Below are 20407 nucleotides of genomic sequence, written 5' to 3' on the forward strand. Positions count from 1 at the left end.
TCAGCTGTCGGCGTCGCGCTCCTGCACAGCGAGGGCGCGCTCGACGCCCGCGAGGTTCTCGTTCACGAGCCGGCGGAGGGCCGCCGGGGCCTCGGTGTGCGAGGCGAGCCACTGACGGGTCGCGTCGCGCAACGCCAGGGAGGCGAGCGGCGCGGGATACAGCCCCGTGATGAGGTAGTTCGCGATCTGGTAGGTCCGCGACTCCCAGACCGGCAGCAGCATGTCGAAGTACGGCTGGACGAACGATTCCAGCGCCGCGATGCCGGCGGGGTGCACGAATCCGAGAGCGGCGGAGCGCACGACGGTGTTCGGCAGGTCGGCGCTGTCGACGAGCGACGCCCAGGCCGCACGCTTGGCCTCGACCGTGGGCAGGGCCGCTTTCGCCTGCGCCGCTAACTCTCCGCCCTTCGCCGTGTTGTCCGCGGCCAGCGCCGCATCGATCTGCTCGGACGAGACGACCCCGCCGGCTGCCAACGACACCAGCAGCGCCCACGAGAGGTCGGCGTCGATCTCGAGTTCAGGCAACGTCAGCTCACCGTCGCGCAGAGCGCGCACCGTCTCCCACTGGGCGGGAGTCGCCGCCGCCGAGGCGAAGGCGGTGACGAACTGCAGCTGGCTGTCGCTGCCCGCCTCGGCATCCTGAGCCAGTTCCCACAGGCCGTCGGCGACGCGCACCCGCGCGGCCTCGCGCTTGTCCGGGGCGACGTAGGCGTTCGCGGCGAGCTGCAGCTGCGCGAGGGTGGTGCGCACCGTCGTGGACTCGGTTTCGGCGCCGATGTTGCGCAGGACCAGATCGATGTAATCGGATGCCGACGCCTCGGCATCCCGTGTCTGATCCCAGGCCGCACCCCACACGAGCGAGCGCGCCAGCGGATCGCTGATACCGGCGAGGTGGTCGATCGCGGTGGTCAGCGAGCGCGGGTCGAGACGGATCTTCGCGTAGGCGAGGTCCTCGTCGTTCAGGAGGATGAGGTCGGGCTGACGCTCACCGACGAGTTCGGGCACCTCCGTGAGGTCGCCATCGACGTCGAGTTCGATGTTGCGTGTGCGCACGAGCGCCCCACCCTCGAGCGCGTAGAAGCCGACGCCGAGGCGATGCGGTCGGATCGTCGGGTAATCGGCAGGCGCGGTCTGCACGATGGCGAACCGCGAGATGACGCCGTCATCGCTTACGCGAAGCTCCGGCGCAAGCGTGTTGACGCCCGCGGTCTCGAGCCACTTCTGCGACCAGCCGGACAGGTCGCGGCCGCTCGTGGCCTCCAGCTCGACCAGCAGGTCGGACAGCTCGGTGTTGCCGAACGCGTGCTTCTGGAAGTACTGACCGACGCCGGCGAAGAAGGCGTCGATGCCCACCCACGCCGCCAGCTGCTTCAGCACGGAGCCACCCTTGGCGTAGGTGATGCCGTCGAAGTTGACCTGCACGTCTTCGAGGTCGTTGATCGTGGCGACGACCGGGTGCGTGGAGGGCAGCTGGTCCTGGCGGTACGCCCAGGTCTTCTCCATCGCGTTGAAGGTCGTCCACGCCTCGGTCCACTCGGTCGCCTCCGCGGTGGCGATCGTCGACGCCCACTCGGCGAAGGACTCGTTGAGCCAGAGGTCGTTCCACCACTTCATGGTCACCAGGTCGCCGAACCACATGTGCGCCAGCTCGTGCAGGATCGTGACGACGCGGCGCTCCTTGACGGCGTCGGTCACCTTGCTGCGGAAGACGTACGTCTCGGTGAACGTCACGGCCCCGGCGTTCTCCATCGCGCCGGCGTTGAACTCGGGGACGAAGAGCTGGTCATACTTGGCGAAGGGATAGGGGACGCCGAACTTCTCCTCGTAGTACGCGAACCCCTCACGCGTCTTGTCGAAGATGTACTCGGCATCCAGGTGCTGCCAGAGGCTCTTTCGGCCGTAGACACCGAGCGGGATGACGGCGCCCGAGGCGCTGGTCAGCTCGCTGAAGGTCGCTTCGTACGGGCCGGCGACGATGGCGGTGATGTAGGACGAGATCCGCGGGGTGGGCTCGAACGCCCAGATCGCGGCGCCACCATCGCCGGCCACCGGCTCGGGCGTGGGGGAGTTGGAGATCACCTTCCAGGCGGCGGGCGCCGTCACGGTGAAGCGGAACGTCGCCTTCAGGTCGGGCTGCTCGAACACGGCGAACACGCGACGGGAGTCGGGAACCTCGAACTGCGAGTAGAGGTAGACCTCGCCGTCGACCGGGTCGACGAAGCGGTGCAGGCCCTCGCCGGTGTTGGTGTACAGGCAGTCGGCGTCGACGATCAGCTCGTTCTGGGCGCGCAGACCCTCCAGCACGATGCGAGCGTCGCCGAAGGCGGACGCGTCCACCGGGGTGCCGTTGAGCGTGATCTCGCGGACGTCGCGGGCGATCAGGTCGATGAACGTCGACGCACCTTCGGTGGCGCCGAAGCACACGACCGTGCGTGAGCCGAACACCTCCGGGCCACGAGTGAGGTCGAGCGCGATGTCGTACGACTGCGTTTCGACGATGGCGCGGCGCTCCTGCGCCTCGATGCGGGTGAGGTTCTCTCCAGGCACTGCGGTACTCCCGTGGGTGAGGGGTGGGGTCTGAACCATCCGGCACTGCTGGCGCCGACGGCAACCCATCCAGCCTACGCGGTCGTCGTTTCACGCTGCACGTGGCTGCGGGCGTGTGCGATGGCGGAGGGGAGGTCGGTGAACAGGTGGTTGTGGTGGCGCAGGGCGGCGAGCACGCCCACCGTGCGGAACAGATCCTCGTGTCGGGGCTGCACGCCCTTGATGAGCACGGTGATGCCGCGGCGCTCCAGCGTCTGCGTGATCTCGCCGAGCATGTGCGCCCCCGTCGCATCGACCAGTTCCAGCTGACTCATCCGCATGATGACGACCGACACGCCGCGAACCGCGTCGACTTCGGCCGACACCCGATCGGCGGAGGTGAACGACAGTGGCCCGTCGAAGCGCAGGATCGCGATACGGTCGTCGCCCGGTTGCGTCTGTCCGCGCACGTCTTCGCGCCGCACCTGCGACGCCTGCGACATGCCGCGCAGCGCGAAGAATCCGGCGAAGGCGACTCCGATGACGACCGCCACGATCAGATCGAACGAGACGGTGATGACGGCCGTGGCGACGAAGGCCACGGCATCCGCGCGCGTGGAGCGCAGAATGGCCCGCACGGTGTCGAGATGCACCATCCGGACGGCCGTGACCATGAGCACGCCCGCGAGGGCTGCCAGCGGGATCTGCCCGACGGGGCCGGCGGCCACGAGCACGACCAGCAGCAGAACGACGGCATGCGTCACCGCGGCCAGGCGACTGCGCCCACCCGATCGCACGTTGACGGCGGTCCGTGCGATCGCGCCGGTCGCCGGCATCCCGCCGAACAGGGACGAACCGATCGATGCGAGCCCCTGCCCGATCAGCTCCCGATCCGGGTCATAGGTCCCCGTGTCACCCAAGCTCGCGGCGACGCGCGCCGACAGGAGCGACTCGATGGCGGCCAGCGCTGCGACCGTCGCAGCCGGGGCCGTCAGGGCCGCGAGGCTGGAGAGGTCGATCGCCGGCAGCGCGGGAGCGGGCAGTGTGCCGGGGAGGGCACCGATCCGGGCCAACGGGGTGCCGACGACGAGGGCCGCGACGGCGACGACGACGATGCCGACCAGAGACCCGGGCACACTGCGGTGCAGCCGGGGCGCACCCCACATACATGCCGTGACGACGGCCACTGCTCCCAGCGCCCACGCGGCATACGCAGGGTCGAGAGTGGCGAAGGCCTGCACGGCCGCGACGATCGCGTTGGAGCTGTGCTCGCTCGCACCGGCGACGTGGGACGACACGAGCGCGGGGATCTGCTGGGCGAAGATGATCACCGCGATGCCGAGCGTGAACCCCTCGATGACGGGCCACGGGATGAAGGAGACGGCGCGCCCCAGCCGGAGCACGCCGGCAAGGACCACCAGGACGCCCGCCAGGAGCGTCACCACCACGACGGCGCCCGGGCCGTGGCCGGCCACGATCGGAACCAGGACGACGACCATCGCCCCGGTCGGCCCGGACACCTGCACGTGCGCGCCGCCGAAGACCGCGGCGATCACTCCGGCCACGACGGCCGTCACCAGGCCCGCCTCCGCGCTGAGACCCGAGCTCACACCGAAACCCAGCGCCAGCGGGAGCGCGACGATGCCGACGGTCACGCCGGCGACGAGGTCACCGCGCCACGTGCGCCGCAGCCCCGCGTAGTCCCGACGCGAGGGCAGCAGGTTGCGGATCCGGACGTTCACGAGCGCGCCGCAGGCAGTGCGGGCAGGGACTGCGCATCGACGAGAAGCTCGCCATCCGCGCTCAGGATGCCGAGAAGCAGCTCACGAGCCGCGGTCAGCAGGTCCGCGACGCCGGGGTCGGCCAACCGGTAGTAGACGTGGCTGGCGCGACGCTCGGACTCGACGAGTCGGTGACGGCGCAGCACGGCGAGGTGCTGGGACAGATGCGAAGCCTCCAGGCCCGTTTCGGACTGGAGGTCCGCGACGCGGACCTCCTCAGCCCCTGCGAGCAGTTCGAGAAGACGGATGCGGAGGGGATGCGCCAGCCCCTTGAACAGGTTCGCCTTGACCTCGTAGAGGGGGCGCTGGCTCTGAGTGAATGGCATGATAAAGCCATCATATCGTCTCTTCGCGCGCCGCCGCAGGCGTTCCGGGGCTCCCTAGGATGGGGGCATGCGCATCCACATCGCCACCGATCATGCGGGTCTCGAGTTCTCCACGCAGCTGCAGCACCACCTCGCGGGGCAGGGCCACGACGTCGTGGACCACGGGCCGATCGAATACGACCCGCTCGACGACTATCCCGCGTTCTGCATCCGCGCCGCCCAGGCCGTCGTCCGCGATCAGGCGGCCGGGATCGAGACGCTGGGCGTCGTGTTCGGCGGGTCGGGAAACGGCGAGCAGATCGCCGCCAACAAGGTGCGCGGTGTCCGCGCCGCCCTCGTCTGGAGCATCGCGACCGCCGAGCTGGCGCGCGAGCACAACGACGCCAACGTGATCTCCATCGGAGCCCGTCAGCACACCGTCGACGAGGCCATCGCCTTCATCGACCGTTTCATCGCCACCCCTTTCTCGGGGGAGGAGCGCCACGCACGCCGCATCGCCCAGCTGGCGGCGTTCGAGCACGACGGCAGTCTCCTTCCCGACCCGCGGGCAGCGGTGCCCGCGCCGGCGGGTGGCGAGTCCGTCGACGCGATGGATCCCGAAGCCGGCTGATGCCCGAGGGACACTCCGTACACCGCATCGCCCGCCAGTTCGATCGAAACATCGTCGGACGCGAGGTCTCGGCATCCAGTCCGCAGGGCCGCTTCGCCGAGGGCGCCGCGGTCATCGACGGCCGCGAAGCGATCGAGGTGCGCGCTGTCGGCAAGCAGATGTTCCTCGCCTTCGACGGAGACGTCTGGCTCCGGGTGCACCTCGGCATGTACGGCGCGTGGGACTTCGCGGGCGAAATCGAGATCGATCCCACGATCGCCTCGGCCAACGGGCGCATGGGCCAGACCAATCAGCGCGGGACCGATCTGGACGCCGTTTACGACGCCGCGGGCGAGAACTCCCTGAGCTCGATCGGCGCGCCGCGCAAGACCCGCGTGCATGTGCGGATGAGTGAGCAGACACGCGGCCTGGAAGGCGCCGACGACACCGAGTGGCCGCCACCGGTCGTCGGCCAGGTGCGGCTGCGACTGCTCACCGCCGTCACGTCTGCGGATCTGCGCGGCCCCACCGCCTGCGAGCTGCAGACTCCGGACGACGTGCAGGCGACGATCGCGAAACTCGGACCCGACCCTCTGGTCGATGATCTCGCCGAGGGCGAAGATCGCTTCGTCGCGGCCGTCCGCCGCAAGCCCACGCCGATCGGTCTGCTACTCATGGACCAATCCGTCGTCAGCGGCATCGGGAACGTCTATCGGGCGGAGTTGCTGTACCGCGCCCTGCTCGACCCGCACACGCCGGGAAAGCTGGTTCCCGAAGAGCTCGTGCGACAGCTCTGGCGCGATTGGTCGCGCCTGCTCGTGATCGGGGTCGAGACGGGCCAGATGATGACCATGGACGACCTCGACGCCGAGGCCTACCGGCGCGCCATGGCGAGCCGCGACGATCGACACTGGGTCTACCACCGGGCAGGGCTGCCGTGTCGCATCTGCGGCACCGAGATCGTCCTCGAGGAGATGGCCGCCCGAAAGCTCTACTGGTGCCCGAACTGCCAGAAGTGAAACACCGATGAGACAGAACCCCAGCTTCACCATGACCGACGTCGCCGAGCTGCGGCGCATCCTCGACGAGAACCCCTGGATGACGCTCGTGAGCCAGGGACCCGACGGTCTGGTCGCCTCGCACTACGCCGTGCTGTTGGACGAGGACCGCGACGACCTCACGGTCGTCGGCCACGTCGGCAGGCCCGACGATGCGATCCACGGCCTCGGGCAGCACGAGCTGCTGGTCATCGCGCAAGGGCCCCACGGGTACATCTCTCCGCAGTGGTACCTCCCCGGACCCGACGTCCCGACCTGGAACTACGTCGCCGTGCACCTGTCCGGCATCCCCGAGATCCTCACGCCGGAAGAGAACCTCCGGGTGCTGGAGAGACTGGTGGCACGGTTCGAGAGCGCCCTGCCGCGGCCGCGGCTGATGTGGCAGCCGCCGAACGATGAGGAGTTCGTCCGGCGACTGGAGCGCGGCACCGTGGGCTTCCGGCTGACGCCCACAAAGGTGGCGGCCAAGCGCAAGCTCAGCCAGAACAAGCCCGACGCGACCGTCGACGAGGTCATCGTGCAGCTGGAGGCCGGCAGTCCCTACGCCGATCCACGGCTGGCGGGGGAGATGCGACGCGCGCACGAGACGCTCCGGGCCGCGCGTGGTGCACAAGTCCGCCTGAACGGGCCGGGAGAGGCCTCACCTGCGCCGTCGACGCGTCCTGAGGAGGAGTTGTGAACGGGATGCCGCCGCGAGGCGCGACCGTCGACGTCATCGCCAACGCCCGCCTCACCGGTGCCGACCGGCTCGACCCGTTCGGTGACGACCCGGTCGACATCCACCTCGCCCAGGGGCGGATTGTCGACATCGCCCCGGTGCGCGCCCTTCTCCGACGCGGAGAGGTGCTCGACGCGGATGGCGGCTGGGTGATCCCGGGGCTCTGGGACCACCACGTGCACACCGTCCAGTGGGCACTCGTGGCGCAGCGCGTGGCGCTGGGCTCGGTGGGCTCGGCCGCCGAGGCCGCCGCTCTGATGGCCGGTGCGGCGCCGCTCGGCGACGGTCGACGTATCGGCACCGGCTTTCGCGATGCGCTGTGGCCCGACGAGATGACCCTCGCGGCTCTCGACGCGGCGACCGGCGATGTGCCCACGTACCTGATCAACGCCGACGTGCACAGCGTGTGGCTCAACACCGCGGCGTTGCGACGCGAGGGCTTCACGGCCGATGAGACCGGTGTGCTGCGGGAAGAACCCGCGTTCGAGATCTCCCGTCGACTGAACGCCGCCGATCCTCTCGTCGGCGACCGGCTGGTGACGGCGGCACTCGACGACGCCGCTGCGCGCGGGATCGTGGGCATCGTCGATCTCGACATGGCGTGGAATGCGGATGCGTGGCGCCGCCGCCTGGATGCCGGGTTCGACGCCGCCCGCGTCCGCTTCGGCATCTATCCGGCGCAGCTCGACCGCGCCCTGGCGGAGAGGCTGGCGTCGGGCGACGCGCTGGATCGGGCGGGGCTCGTCCGCGTCGGGCCGCTGAAGATCATCACCGACGGCTCGCTCGGCACCCGCACGGCAGCATGCTCGCACCCCTATCCCGGCGACCCCCACAACCGCGGGCTGCTCACCGTGCCCCCGGAAACGCTCGCGGAGCTGATGACCCGCGCCACAGGGGGAGGGCTGGCGTGCGCCGTGCACGCCATCGGCGACGTCGCGAATTCGCACGCGCTCGACGCGTTCGCGACCACCGGTGCGACCGGCACCATCGAGCACGCACAGCTGGTCGCCCACGTCGACATCCCCCGCTTCGCGCGCCTCGGCGTCGGTGCCAGCGTGCAGCCGGAGCACGCGATCGATGACCGCGACATGACCGACACGATCTGGGCGACGCAGACCGGCATCCCGTACGCGCTGCGTTCGCTGGCGGCATCCGGCGCCAACCTCTTCTTCGGATCCGATGCGCCTGTCGCCCCGCTGGATCCGTGGGCAGCGATGGCTGCCGCCGTGTTCCGGACCCGCGACGGGCGCCCGGCCTGGCGCCCCGAAGAGGGCGTGGATGCCGCGACCGCCCTCGCCGCCTCCACCGACGGCGGATCGCACACCGGCTCGGCCCTGTTCCCCGGCGACGTGGCCGATCTCGTCGTGGTCGACCGCGACCCGCTGAGCGCCGATGAGGCAAGCCTGCGCGCGACTGTCGCCCGGGCGACCATGATCGAGGGCCGTCTCACGCACGTGTCATGAGCCCCGACGAACAACGAACGCCCCGGGATGTCGTCCCGGGGCGTTCGTGTCGAGCTGTGACTACGCGGCGAGGTGGGCCGAGAGGAACCAGCGGTCCTTCTCGAGGCCGGCCTTGATGGCGATCGCGACGTCCTGGCTGGTGAGGTCGGTCTCGTCGAGTCCGTCGATCGCGGCCTGCACGTCGGAGATGACGGCATCCATGTCCGAGACGATGGCGACGATCTCGTCCTGCCACTGCGCGAAGCCAGCCGGCACCGAGGTGGCGTCGGTCTTCTCGGCGACCGTGGACACACGCGCGTCGACCGGCAGACCGAGGGCGACGATGCGCTCCGCTGCGAGGTCGGCGAAGCCCCGAGCGTTGCTGACGATCTGGTCGAGCAGCTCATGGATCGCGATGAAGTTCGCGCCGCGCACGTTCCAGTGCGCCTGCTTGCCGTTGACGGCCAGGGCCTGCAGTCCGAGCACGACGGGCGTCAGGAACTGGGCGGTGCCGGCGGCCGCCTCGGGGCCGGCAGCGGTCATGGAAATGTTCTGCGTCTTGGTCATGATCTCGTCTCCGTTCGTCGGGGTTCTCCCACGTTGATGACAACGCTACCGAGCGCCCTGCATTCCGCAAGGTAGAAAAGGCTGGGCTTACGGATGGGCCGTGAATATGCCGCCGCGACTATCGTCGGCCACATGACGATCGCCGAAGACGCCTCGATCCTGTCCATCCCGGCCGGTCGGCCGGTCGTACACGCGACCGCGTTCGTCGCCTCCGGCGCACGCCTGGTCGGCGACGTCACCCTCGAAGAGGGCGCAAGCGTCTGGTACAACGCCGTCGTCCGCGGCGACAGTGCTTCGATCACGCTGGGAGCCGGAAGCAACCTGCAGGACAACGTCTCGGTGCACGTGGATGCCGAGCACCCCGTGGTCATCGGGCGGGATGTGTCGGTGGGTCACAACGCCGTGGTGCACGGGTGCACGATCGGCGATGGCTCGCTGATCGGCATGGGCAGCGTGGTGCTGTCGGGTGCGGTCATCGGTTCGGGGTGCCTGATCGCCGGGGGAGCCGTCGTGCTCGAAGGGTCCGTCATCCCGGAGGGGTCGCTGGTTGCCGGCGTGCCCGCCAAAGTCCGCCGCGAGCTCACCAACGAGGAGAAGGCGGGGATCCTCCGCAACGCCCAGATTTACCGGGCGCACTCGACCGCGCACGCGACGGCATCCGACGGGCGCTGATGTTGCCGCGTTCGAGTTTCGTCGAGGAGTTGGCGCGGTTGCTGCCGGCTCCGGCCCCGGGCACGGCGTGCACCTTCATCGCCATCGACGGTGTGGACGGCGCCGGCAAGACCACGCTCGCGGACAACCTCGCGGAGATCATGCGACCGGCGAGAGCGGTCGTAAGGATCTCCATCGATGGGTTCCATCGGCCACGCGCAGCGCGACACGCGCGTGGTCGCGACTCACCCGAAGGCTTCTGGCTCGATTCCTACGACTACGCTGCCTTTTGGCGTGAGGTCGTCGTGCCGTTCCGCTCGGGGACGGGCACCTATCTAGCCGCGGTCCACGACGTCGACAGCGACGCGCTTGTGTCCGCTCCTCGGCTTCCGGTGATCGCCGGCGCAACGGTGATCACCGACGGAATCTTCCTCCACCGTGACGAGCTGCGCGACGTCTGGGATACGACTGTCTTTCTCGACGTCCCGGCCACGGAGTCAGTGCGGCGGCTCGCCCTCCGCGACGGCTCCTCGCCGGATCCCCTGCACACCAGTCAGCGACGGTATGTCGAGGGTCAACGTCTCTACCTCACGGCGTGCTCGCCTCGCGAGCGCGCATCGATCCTGGTCGACTACTCCGACATCGCTGCGGCGTCGATCGTTCGTGGATCCCGCGGTGCTGACCGGGTCGGGCCGCTGGCGTCGAGAAGGGCCAGTGCTCCGGATCAGTCATGTGGAGGGGATGACGGGAATCGAACCCGCACCATCAGTTTGGAAGACTGAGGCTCTACCATTGAGCTACATCCCCGAGGCCGCTTGCGAGCGGCATCCCGAAGAGTCTACAAGGTCTTGTCGGCTAGACTGACCAACGGCCGTTATTCGGCGCACGCGACCTGAAAAGGTGAGTGCGCGCCCGGGGCGTAGCTCAGCTTGGTAGAGCGCCCGCTTTGGGAGCGGGAGGCCGCAGGTTCAAATCCTGTCGCCCCGACACGAACGACCCCCAGACCTAAGAAACCACGGACGCGCACGTGTGCGTCCGGACACGAGGAGAACACAGGCATGGTCACCAGCACCGTCGAGAAGCTCAGCCCCACGCGGGTCAAGCTGCACATCACGGTCACCCCGGACGAGCTCAAGCCGAGCATCTCGCACGCGTACGAGCACATCGCCCAGGACATCCAGATCCCCGGTTTCCGCAAGGGCAAGGTTCCCGCCCCGATCATCGACCAGCGCGTCGGCCGCGGTGCCGTCATCGAGCACGCGGTCAGCGAGGGACTGGATGCCTTCTACCGCGAAGCCGTCACCGCCAACGAGGTGCGCATCGTCGGCCGTCCGTCGGCCGAGGTCATCGAATGGCCCAGCGACAAGGACTTCTCCGGTGACCTCAAGGTCGAGGTCGAGGTGGACGTGCGTCCCGAGTTCGATCTGCCGGCCCTCGACGACGTCACCGTCGAGATCGACGCCGTCGAGACCGACGCGGCCGCCGTCGATGCGGAGCTCGACCGCCTGCGCGGCCGTTTCGGCACGCTGGTGACCGTCGACCGTCCCGCAGCCAAGGGCGACTTCGTCGAGCTGAACCTCGTCGCAACGATCGACGGCGCGGAGATCGACCGCGCAGAGGGCGTGTCGTACGAGGTCGGCTCGGGCGAGCTGCTCGAGGGCATCGACGAGGCCGTCGAGTCGCTCACCGCCGGTGAGGACACGACGTTCCGCAGCTCCCTCGTCGGCGGCGACCACGCCGGCCAGGAGGCGGAGGTCTCGGTGACCGTCACCGCCGTCAAGGAGCGCGAGCTGCCCGAGGCCGACGACGACTTCGCGCAGATGGCCAGCGAGTTCGACACCATCGCAGAGCTGCGCGAGAGCCTCGCCGAGCGCGTCTCGGAGCAGTCGGTGTACCTCCAGGGCGCTGCGGCGCGCGACAAGCTCATCGAGGCGCTGCTCGCCAAGGTCGAGATCCCGGTGCCGGCGCAGCTGGTCGAGGACGAGGTGCACACGCACCTCGAGGGCGAGGGCCGCCTGGAGGACGACGAGCACCGTGCCGAGGTCACCGAGGCCAGCGAGAAGCAGTTCCGCACGCAGATGATCCTCGACAAGCTTGCCGAGGCGCACGACGTGCAGGTCTCGCAGGAGGAGCTGACGCAGTACCTCATCCAGTCGGCCGCGCAGTACGGTATGGCTCCCCAGGAGTTCGTCGACGCTCTTCAGCAGGGTGGGCAGCTGCCCGCCATGGTCGGCGAGGTCGCCCGCAACAAGGCGCTCGCGATCGCCCTCGGCAAGGTGTCGGTCGTCGACACCAACGGCAAGGCGGTCGATCTGACCGGCTTCGTCGTCGAGGATGAGGCCGACGCCGAGGCCGAGGTCGTCGCGGAGGCGGAGGAGATCGCCGACGAGGCTGCCGCCGCAGAGGCGAAGCCGGCCAAGAAGGCACCGGCGCGCAAGCCCGCCGCCAAGAAGGCCGACACGGATGCCGCCGAGGAGCCGGCCGCGAAGAAGCCCGCCGCCAAGAAGCCCGCTGCCAAGAAGGCGCCGGCGAAGAAGGCCGACGCGGAGTAAGTCCACGGGGACGCGTCCCCACGAAGGGTCGGATGCTGCGGCAACCGGCCCTTCGTCGTTCCCGCTCGTGACACCTGCGACACGAGGCTCCGCCGACGGCGAACACGGGCGAGGCGGCGTGCCTGCCCAGATAGATTCAATGGCGTACGGAAACCCGGAATCAGGAGTATCCATGGCTGAACCACTTGTCGCTACGAGCGTCTTCGACAGGCTGCTGAGAGACCGCATCATCTGGCTGGGGTCGGAGGTGCGCGACGAGAACGCGAACGAGATCTGCGCCAAGATCCTGCTCCTCGCGGCCGAGGACAGCGAGAAGGACATCTACCTCTACATCAACTCGCCCGGCGGCTCGATCACCGCCGGCATGGCGATCTACGACACCATGCAGTTCGTGCCGAACGACATCGTCACGGTCGGTATCGGCATGGCCGCGTCGATGGGCCAGCTGCTGCTGACCGCGGGCACGAAGGGCAAGCGCTACATCACGCCCAACGCGCGCGTGCTGCTGCACCAGCCGCACGGCGGTTTCGGCGGCACGGCGAGCGACATCCAGACGCAGGCGCAGCTCATCCTCGACATGAAGAAGCGCCTGGCGGAGATCACTGCCGCCCAGACCGGCAAGTCCGTGGAGCAGATCAACGCCGACGGCGACCGGGATCGCTGGTTCTCCGCCGAGGAGGCCCTGGCGTACGGCTTCGTCGACCACATCCGCGAGTCGGCCACCGATGTCATCGGCGGCGGCGGCACCAAGAACTGAAGGAACCGAGAATGAACATGCCCACCGCCGGCATCCCGCAGGGCTTCCAGATGCCCTCCAGCCGCTACATCCTGCCGCAGTTCGAAGAGCGCACCGCCTACGGCTACAAGCGCCAGGACCCGTACAACAAGCTGTTCGAGGATCGGATCATCTTCCTCGGCGTCCAGGTCGACGACGCATCTGCGGACGACGTCATGGCGCAGCTGCTCGTGCTCGAGTCGCAGGATCCCGACCGCGACATCATCATGTACATCAACTCGCCGGGCGGCTCCTTCACCGCGATGACGGCCATCTACGACACGATGCAGTTCGTGTCTCCGGAGATCCAGACGGTCGTGCTCGGCCAGGCGGCCTCTGCCGCGTCCGTGCTGCTCGCCGCCGGAGCCCCGGGCAAGCGTCTGGCGTTGCCCAATGCCCGCATCCTGATGCATCAGCCCGCCGTCGGCGAGTCGGGACACGGTCAGGCATCGGACATCGAGATCCAGGCCGCCGAGATCATGCGCATGCGCACGTGGCTGGAGGAGACGATGGCGCGCCACACCAACCGCACGCAGGAGCAGGTACACAAGGACATCGACCGCGACAAGATCCTTTCGGCCTCCGAAGCGCTCGAGTACGGCGTCGTCGACCAGGTGCTGACCTCGCGCAAGCGCGTTCCGGCTGCGCTCACCTCCTGACCGGACACCACCCGACACAGGCCCCGCCGTCACTTCGACCGCGGGGCCTCGTCAGGTGCGCAGAGTTTCACAACCGTGTCGCAATCCGGCGAGATGTCGGTCGCAGCGGTTAGGCTCGAAGCGCATCCCTGAGAGGTCTCTGGAGGAGGAGCATCATGGCTCGCATCGGTGAGAGCGCCGACCTGTTCAAATGCTCCTTCTGCGGCAAGAGCCAGAAGCAGGTGCAGCAGTTGATCGCCGGCCCCGGCGTGTACATCTGCGACGAGTGCGTCGAACTCTGCAACGAGATCATCGAAGAGCGCATGGCGGAGTCCGCCGACGGTGTCGTCAGCGACTTCGACCTCCCGAAGCCTCGCGAGATCTTCTCCTTCCTGGAGGAGTACGTCGTCGGTCAGGAGCCGGCGAAGAGGGCTCTCGCCGTGGCCGTGTACAACCATTACAAGCGGGTCCGCGCCCACGGGACCCTGCAGTCGGCCGAGCAGCGCGCCGACGAGGTGGAGATCGCGAAGAGCAACATCCTGCTGCTCGGCCCCACCGGGTGCGGGAAGACCTATCTCGCCCAGACGCTCGCCAAGCGACTGAACGTGCCCTTCGCCGTTGCGGATGCGACCGCACTGACCGAGGCCGGCTACGTCGGCGAAGACGTCGAGAACATCCTCCTGAAGCTCTTGCAGGCCGCCGATTTCGATGTCAAGCGCGCCGAGACCGGCATCATCTACATCGACGAGGTCGACAAGATCGCCCGTAAGGCCGAGAACCCGTCGATCACGCGCGACGTGTCCGGAGAGGGCGTCCAGCAGGCGCTGCTGAAGATCCTGGAGGGAACGGTCGCCTCCGTGCCGCCGCAGGGCGGCCGCAAGCACCCGCACCAGGAGTTCATCCAGATCGACACCACCAACGTGCTGTTCATCGTCGCGGGCGCCTTCGCGGGCCTCGAGGACATCATCTCCGCGCGTGTCGGCAAGCACGGCATCGGTTTTGGTGCACCACTGCATCGCAAGTCCGAGGACCTCAACCTCTTCGGCGAGGTCCAGCCCGAAGACCTCCACAAGTTCGGCCTGATCCCCGAGTTCATCGGCCGCCTGCCCGTGGTGACGTCCGTCGCGCCGCTCGACCAGGCGGCACTCATCGAGATCCTCACCGGACCGAAGAATGCGTTCGTGAAGCAGTATCAGCGCATGTTCGAACTCGACGGCGCAGAGCTGGAGTTCGAGGACGACGCCCTGCGCGCGATCGCCGACCTCGCCGTCGCCCGCAAGACCGGTGCCCGTGGACTTCGCGCGATTCTCGAGGACGTTCTCGGTCCGATCATGTTCGAGATCCCCTCTACCGAGGACGTCGCGAAGGTCATCGTGACGCGGGCGTCCGTCACCGAAGGAGCTCCGCCGACCCTCGTGCTGGAGCACAAGCGCAAGAGCGCCTGACGCGGTGTCCGCGCCGTACACGTCACGCGAGCAGCCCTCCAAGGCCGTTCGCGTGCTCCGCGTCACCGTGGCGATCGTGATGGCCACCCTCATCTTCGTCGGTGTCGGAGCCGTCACCTTCATGCACGCCTTCGGCCCGCGCGACGGAGAATCGATCGCGCATGCGCGCGTCGACATGGCGGCACGCGAGCTGCAACGGCGGGTGAACCAGCCGGGCCCGGGTGTGGATGCACAGACTCTCGCCGCCGCCGAGTTCATCGGGACGGTCGGGGGAGCCGACGTCCACGCGTATTCGTGGCGCGGGTCGACGTCCGATCCCGACGGGGCCCGCATCGACGTCCGCCTGCGCGTGAGCGTCCAACCGCAACCGTCCCGCGAACTCTTCCAGCCCGGTGTCGCCGCAGGAAGCGCCACGGAGTGCTTCCGGTTCCACGTGCGGCAGGGTCGCTCGTCCTATCGGCCGATCGAATGCCCCGCCTCGATTCCATCCTCGACGCCGACCCTCCCCGCGTCCGCAGCCCCCTCGCCGTCAGCGACGCCCCTTCCGATTCCCTCGGCGACACCCTGAGCGAGGCAGCGGGAGGTAGCGCCATCGCACACCGCCTCCCGCGCGCTCGTCAGCTTCCGAGTCCTCGCCGCACCAGCAGAGGCGCGATGTCGGCATCCCGCCCGCGGAAGTCACGGTACGCCTCCAACGGGTCCTTCGAGCCGCCCACTCCGAGCACGCGGTCGCGGAAGCGATCGCCACCGGCGCGGGTCAAGCCCCCGTTCTCCGCGAACCACTCGACCGTGTCGGCGTCGAGCACTTCGCTCCAGATGTACGAGTAGTAGCCCGCGCTGTAGCCGCCCGAGAACACGTGAGCGAAGTAGGTGGACGAGTACCGCGTCGGCACGACCGGATTGTGCAGACCGATGTCCGCCAGCGCCGCTGCCTCGAACGCGGCGACGTCCGTCACCGCATCGGCCTCCTTGACGTTCACGCCGTGCCATGCCTGGTCGAGCCACGCCGCGGCCAGGTACTCACTCGTGGCGAACCCCTGGTTGAAGGCTTCGGAGGCGTGCAGGCGGGCGACGACGTCGGCGGGCAACGGCTCGCCGGTGTCGATGTGCCGAGCGTACGAGGAGAGCACCTCCGGCCAGAGGATCCACATCTCGTTCACCTGACTCGGGAACTCCACGAAGTCGCGGAAGACCGCGGTGCCGGCGAAGTGCGGGAAGGTCACCGTCGCGAACAGACCGTGCAGCGCGTGCCCGAACTCGTGGAACATCGTCGTGACCTCGTCGAGCGTCAGGAGCGTCGGCTTGCCGGCGGCCGGCTTGGGCACGTTGAGGTTGTTCACGACGATCGAACGCGTACCGCGCAGGTGCGACTGCGTCACGATGGAGTTCATCCATGCCCCGCCGCGCTTGGTGTCGCGCGTGTAGAGGTCGAAGAGGAACAGGCCGAGCGCGGATCCGTCGGCGTTGTGCACTTCGAAGACGCGCACGTCGGGGTGGTAGGCGGGAAGATCGGGACGTTCGGTGAACGTGATGCCGTACAGCGAGGTCGCGGCGAAGAAGACCCCGTCGACGAGCACCCGCTCCGCCTCGAACCAGGGCCGCAGTGCCGTGCGATCCACGGCATACTCCGCTTCGCGCACACGCTCGGTATAGAACGCCCAGTCGTGCGCTTCGAGCGGGAACGGCTCGGGCTCAGCGTCCACCATCGCCTGCAGCGCCGCCTGCTCCGCACGCGCGTTGGCCGCCGCCGGTGCAGCGAGCTGCCGCAACAGCGCACGGACGGCCCCGGGAGAGCCGGCCGTCTCGTCGCTGGTCACGTAGGCGGCGTGGTTCTCGTATCCGAGGAGCGCAGCCCGCTGCGCACGCAGGCGCACGATCTGAGGCAGCACGTCGCGATTGTCGTTCGCGTTGCCGCGCGAGCCACGCGATCGCGAGGCCGCGAGCAGACGTCGGCGGCTCTCGCGGCGCGTGAGGCTCGACAGGTACGGATGCCCGGTGAAGAGCGTGAGCGTCACGACGTAGCGCCCCTCGAGTCCGCGGTCCGCGGCATTCTGCGCGGCGGCAGACAACTCACCGTCCGTCAGGCCGTCGAGCTCGTCCGCGGAGTCGAAGACGACGGCGAGGTCGTTCGTGTCCGCGAGCAGATTCTTCTCGAACGTCGTCGTGAGCACCGACAGCCGCTGGTTGAGATCCGTGAGCTGCTGCTTCTCGGCATCGTCGAGCCCCGCGCCGGCATGAGCCATCTCGCGGAATCGACGTTCGACCAGATAGCGCTCCTCTGCGCTCAGCGCATGTTCGTCGCGACTGTCGAAAACGGCCCGTACTCTCGCGAAGAGCGCGCCGTCCAATTGCACGGCATCGTGATGGGCGGCCATCAGCGGCGCGAGCGTCTCTTCGATCTCCTGGATCTCGGGCGACGCGTCGGCTGAGGAGACCGTGTAGAAGGTGCGCGCCACCTGGCCCAAGAGCTCTCCGGCGCGCTCCAACGCGACGATCGTGTTCTCGAACGTGGGGGCGGACTCGTCAGCGACGATGGCATCGATCTCGCTGCGGTGCCGCGCGAACCCCTCCATGAACGCGGGGAGATAGTGCGCCGGGGCGATCGACGAGTAGTCGGGGAGGCCGTAGGGCAGTGAAGAGGGTGCCAGCAGAGGATTGGAGTCGACGTCGATCATCCCTCCAGCGTAGGCCGGAAATCTCCAAAGATCTGGTTGCAAAGCATTCTTTGCAAGAGTAGCTTTGCATTATGATCCCCGATGATGCACCCGACGGATCCGTAACGGGACGCGCCGAAGAGCGCCGACTCGACGCCGGAGCGCTGCGCGCCCTCGCCCACCCGCTGCGGATCGAGATCTTCGACATCCTCAACCAGTACGGCCCGCAGACGGCCAGTTCCTTGGCGGCGATGACGGGGGAGTCGTCCGGGGCAACCAGCTACCACCTACGCGCACTCGCGAAGCACGACCTCATCCGAGAGCTCAGTGACCGCGGCACGGGACGCGAGCGCTGGTGGGAGCGGCCCCGCGGCGGCATCTCCTTCACCAACCCCGAGGCGATGAAGACGCCCGCCGGCAAGGCGTCCACGCAGCTCGTCATGAGCGAGTTCCTCACGCGGCGTCACCAGCAGTTGATGCGCTACGTGACCGAGAGCTTGGCCTCTCCCGGCGGCCTCGACGAAGCCAACGCGATGGTCGCGACCTCGACGTTGCGACTCACTCCGGCGCAGACGGAGGCGCTCATCACCGAGATGCACGAGCTCGTGCTGCGCTACGGCGACCTCTACCGCGATCAGACCGGCGCGGACCTCCAGCCCATCAGCATCCGCACCGATGTTTTCCCGCTCCCCGAAGATGGACTCAGCTCATGACGACGCCCGCCACGCACGAGGATGCCGGGGCACCGGCATCCTCGCCGCTGCCACCCGTCCACCGGGCCCCGCCCGGGCGGGGTTTTCGCACGCTGTGGTCGGCGGCGGTCTTCAGCAACCTCGCCGACGGTGTCGGACGCACGGCGGTGCCCCTGATCGCCATCACGCTGAGCTCCGACCCGCTGGTGATCTCGGTGCTGTCGGCACTGGCGTTCGTGCCGTGGTTGATTTTCGGCTTGCCCGCGGGGCTGATCGTCGACCGCCTGGATCGGCGCTACGTCATGGCGTTGGCGAACGTGATCCGGGGAAGCGTGGCGCTGTGGCTCGCCATCCTCGGTGCCTCCGGCAGCCTGAGCCTCTGGCGCTGTTCGTCGGCACGCTGGTGTTCGGTCTGGGCGAGACGCTGTTCGACAACGCCACGAATGCGGTCATCCCCGGCGTGGTCGAGCGTGATCAGCTCGATCGCGCGAACGGGTGGATCCAGGCTGCTCAGGTGACCGTCGACAGTTTCATCGCCACCCCGATCTCCGGCATCCTGTTCGCCGCCTCACTCGCCCTGCCGCTCTGGATCGGTTCGGCGGGGTACCTTGTCCCGGTCGTCCTCGCTCTGCTGCTTCCCCTTCCGGCGGCTCGGCCGCTTCGCACGCCGGCCGATCCCGACGACGCCGCTCGTCCTGCTGCACAGCGCTCGGGGGCGCGGGAGGCGCTCTCCTACCTGTGGCATCACCGCTATCTGCGCACGATGGTCGTGTTCACCTCGTTCACCGGAAGCGCGCTGGCTTTCGCGCAGGCGGTCATCGTCCTCTTCTTCGTCGACGCGCTGGCCGTCCCGGCCGCTGCCATCGGGTTCGTCACCGCCGGTCTCGGGGTAGGCGCCCTGTGCGGATCGCTGCTCGCGCCGCGTCTGGTGGCTCGATGGGGGCGGGGCCCGGTGATGTTCGCAGCAATCCTCAGCGGAGGTGTCGCGATGCTGCTCACCGGCATCGCACCGTCGGTCTGGACGGCCATCCTCGCCTTCGCAACCGCCGCGTGCGCGGTGTCGATCTGGAACGTGCCGTGGGGCAGCCTGCGTCAGCAGATCATCCCGCCCGATATGTTCGGCCGCGTGCTCGGCATCACGCGCACCCTCACCTGGGGGCTGTTCCCGATCGCCACGATCCTCGGCGGCCTCGTCGCGCGGATCGATCTGCGCCTGCCCTTCCTCATCGGTGGCGCCGCGACGGCGATCGTCGCGCTCCTCGGCATGCGACTGCTCATCGCGGGGACGCGACAGGCGGGAGCGGAGATCGCTTGACGGCGCTCGAGGCGGCCGGCGGGACCGACCCCGATCCAGACCTGCTCCCCCTCGAACGCCGGCGCTCTGGTGGAGGGGGCGACGACGTACGAGTGGGTACTCGCGGCGGAGGATCTGCTGGTGCGCCCCGAGCGCCGGCGAGACCTCTATGGCGGCGCTGCCGCGGATCCGCGCGTCGGCAGGAGACCGCGACATCTGGGTCGTGGGGGGCGGAGACCTGGCGGGTCAGTTCTTCGACGCGGGTGCCCTCGACGAGATCGCCGTGTCGGTCGCGCCCGTCACGCCCGGCGCAGGGGCGCCGCCGCTGCCCCGGCGCAGCGAAGCAGAGCGCCTCTCCTTGCGCTCTGCTCACGCGGCTGGGCCCGTCGCCCGGCTCGTCTACGACGTCGTGCCGCCCGACGCCGTCCTTCACCTAGGAGCGCCCGTTCTCAGCCGAACTCATCCTCGTCGTCGTGCCGCACGAGCACCTCACCGGATGCCGTGGCCTCCACGATCACGCCGGTGTCCAACTCGGCGATCGGGCGCCCCTCCAAGAAGGTCAGCGTCCAGCGAGGGCGCGGCTGGCCGAGGTCGTCGCCGGGAAGCGCGCGATCGACAGCGTGGATCTGCGGTCGCAGGACGGCAGGAACGGCCGCCGGCGGCTCGTCGCCGCTGGTCCATCGTGTCCCGAGCTGCATC

The 20407-nt window shown here is 68.7% G+C and carries 17 protein-coding genes, 2 tRNA genes and 2 pseudogenes; 14 read left to right on the top strand and 7 right to left on the bottom strand.

The annotated features are described in order from the left end of the window. The 3 genes from pepN to ABS64_RS10155 form a co-directional block, all read right to left on the bottom strand. Entirely contained in the window at positions 1-2547 is a 2547-nt protein-coding gene (gene pepN / locus ABS64_RS10145; RefSeq protein WP_292683382.1) for an aminopeptidase N, read from the bottom strand. Between the two features lie 74 nt (positions 2548-2621). Beyond that, positions 2622-4268, bottom strand: a complete 1647-nt coding sequence (locus ABS64_RS10150) for a SulP family inorganic anion transporter (RefSeq protein WP_292683384.1) — start codon at positions 4266-4268, stop codon at positions 2622-2624. After that, the gene (locus tag ABS64_RS10155; RefSeq protein WP_005050323.1) at positions 4265-4633 is read right to left on the bottom strand and encodes a metalloregulator ArsR/SmtB family transcription factor; all 369 of its coding nucleotides are present in this window, start codon (positions 4631-4633) and stop codon (positions 4265-4267) included. The genes ABS64_RS10150 and ABS64_RS10155 overlap by 4 nt, the downstream gene beginning before the upstream one ends. Positions 4634-4700: 67 nt before the next feature. Between ABS64_RS10155 and ABS64_RS10160 the strand changes: the two genes are divergently transcribed. From ABS64_RS10160 to ABS64_RS10175, 4 genes are read left to right on the top strand one after another with little or no spacing between them, the layout of a single operon-like run. Then, the gene (locus tag ABS64_RS10160; protein WP_036285450.1) at positions 4701-5243 is read left to right on the top strand and encodes a ribose-5-phosphate isomerase; all 543 of its coding nucleotides are present in this window, start codon (positions 4701-4703) and stop codon (positions 5241-5243) included. Continuing rightward, complete coding sequence (locus ABS64_RS10165; protein ID WP_036285452.1) at positions 5243-6241, top strand: DNA-formamidopyrimidine glycosylase family protein; 999 nt, start codon at positions 5243-5245, stop codon at positions 6239-6241. Before ABS64_RS10160 ends, ABS64_RS10165 begins: the two co-directional genes overlap by 1 nt. A gap of 7 nt (positions 6242-6248) precedes the next feature. Next, complete coding sequence (locus ABS64_RS10170; protein ID WP_036285454.1) at positions 6249-6959, top strand: FMN-binding negative transcriptional regulator; 711 nt, start codon at positions 6249-6251, stop codon at positions 6957-6959. A gap of 5 nt (positions 6960-6964) precedes the next feature. Further along, a complete protein-coding gene (locus tag ABS64_RS10175; protein ID WP_036285569.1) occupies positions 6965-8461 on the top strand; it encodes an amidohydrolase family protein in 1497 nt (498 codons plus the stop codon). A 60-nt stretch (positions 8462-8521) separates the two neighbouring features. On the opposite strand, the gene ABS64_RS10180 is transcribed toward ABS64_RS10175, so the two are convergent. Next, a complete protein-coding gene (locus ABS64_RS10180) occupies positions 8522-9007 on the bottom strand; it encodes a DNA starvation/stationary phase protection protein (RefSeq protein WP_036285456.1) in 486 nt (161 codons plus the stop codon). Between the two features lie 132 nt (positions 9008-9139). Here ABS64_RS10180 and ABS64_RS10185 point away from each other — a divergent pair, with 132 nt between their 5' ends. Beyond that, on the top strand, positions 9140-9679 hold the full coding sequence (locus tag ABS64_RS10185) for a gamma carbonic anhydrase family protein (RefSeq protein WP_204947218.1): 540 nt from the start codon (positions 9140-9142) through the stop codon (positions 9677-9679). 712 nt (positions 9680-10391) lie between these two features. On the opposite strand, the gene ABS64_RS10190 is transcribed toward ABS64_RS10185, so the two are convergent. Beyond that, positions 10392-10465, bottom strand: a tRNA-Gly gene (locus ABS64_RS10190). A gap of 106 nt (positions 10466-10571) precedes the next feature. On the opposite strand from ABS64_RS10190, the gene ABS64_RS10195 reads away from it, so the two are divergent. The 6 genes from ABS64_RS10195 (at position 10572) to ABS64_RS10220 (ending at position 15636) form a co-directional block, all read left to right on the top strand. Beyond that, a tRNA-Pro gene (locus ABS64_RS10195) sits at positions 10572-10645 on the top strand. Between the two features lie 71 nt (positions 10646-10716). Next, positions 10717-12210, top strand: a complete 1494-nt coding sequence (tig, locus tag ABS64_RS10200; protein ID WP_204947217.1) for a trigger factor — start codon at positions 10717-10719, stop codon at positions 12208-12210. 172 nt (positions 12211-12382) lie between these two features. After that, positions 12383-12967 carry an ATP-dependent Clp protease proteolytic subunit gene (locus ABS64_RS10205; protein ID WP_016465111.1) on the top strand — a complete coding sequence of 195 codons (585 nt, stop codon included), beginning with the start codon at positions 12383-12385 and terminating at the stop codon, positions 12965-12967. 11 nt (positions 12968-12978) lie between these two features. Then, positions 12979-13644 carry an ATP-dependent Clp protease proteolytic subunit gene (locus ABS64_RS10210; protein ID WP_016465112.1) on the top strand — a complete coding sequence of 222 codons (666 nt, stop codon included), beginning with the start codon at positions 12979-12981 and terminating at the stop codon, positions 13642-13644. 155 nt (positions 13645-13799) lie between these two features. Further along, positions 13800-15068 carry an ATP-dependent Clp protease ATP-binding subunit ClpX gene (gene clpX / locus ABS64_RS10215; protein WP_061683225.1) on the top strand — a complete coding sequence of 423 codons (1269 nt, stop codon included), beginning with the start codon at positions 13800-13802 and terminating at the stop codon, positions 15066-15068. Positions 15069-15072: 4 nt separating this feature from the next. Continuing rightward, positions 15073-15636, top strand: a complete 564-nt coding sequence (locus tag ABS64_RS10220; protein ID WP_231860893.1) for a hypothetical protein — start codon at positions 15073-15075, stop codon at positions 15634-15636. Positions 15637-15685: 49 nt separating this feature from the next. Here the strand turns inward: ABS64_RS10220 and ABS64_RS10225 are convergent, their stop codons facing one another. Then, entirely contained in the window at positions 15686-17743 is a 2058-nt protein-coding gene (locus ABS64_RS10225; protein WP_204947216.1) for a M3 family metallopeptidase, read from the bottom strand. A gap of 71 nt (positions 17744-17814) precedes the next feature. On the opposite strand from ABS64_RS10225, the gene ABS64_RS10230 reads away from it, so the two are divergent. The 3 genes and pseudogenes from ABS64_RS10230 to ABS64_RS10240 all read left to right on the top strand — a co-directional run. Beyond that, positions 17815-18435, top strand: coding sequence for a helix-turn-helix domain-containing protein (locus ABS64_RS10230; RefSeq protein ID WP_288118968.1), 621 nt, complete (start codon positions 17815-17817; stop codon positions 18433-18435). After that, a pseudogene (locus ABS64_RS10235) lies at positions 18432-19729 on the top strand (MFS transporter). Before ABS64_RS10230 ends, ABS64_RS10235 begins: the two are co-directional and overlap by 4 nt. A gap of 148 nt (positions 19730-19877) precedes the next feature. Next, positions 19878-20015 (top strand): annotated as a pseudogene (locus tag ABS64_RS10240) (dihydrofolate reductase family protein); the annotation flags it as partial. Positions 20016-20157: 142 nt separating this feature from the next. On the opposite strand, the gene ABS64_RS10245 reads toward ABS64_RS10240, so the two are convergent. Beyond that, positions 20158-20406: a hypothetical protein gene (locus ABS64_RS10245; protein ID WP_036285474.1), complete on the bottom strand. Its 249-nt coding sequence runs from the start codon at positions 20404-20406 to the stop codon at positions 20158-20160. Position 20407: the final 1 nt, after the last annotated feature.

The organism is Microbacterium sp. SCN 69-37 (assembly GCF_001724435.1).
Lineage (GTDB): Bacteria > Actinomycetota > Actinomycetes > Actinomycetales > Microbacteriaceae > Microbacterium > Microbacterium laevaniformans.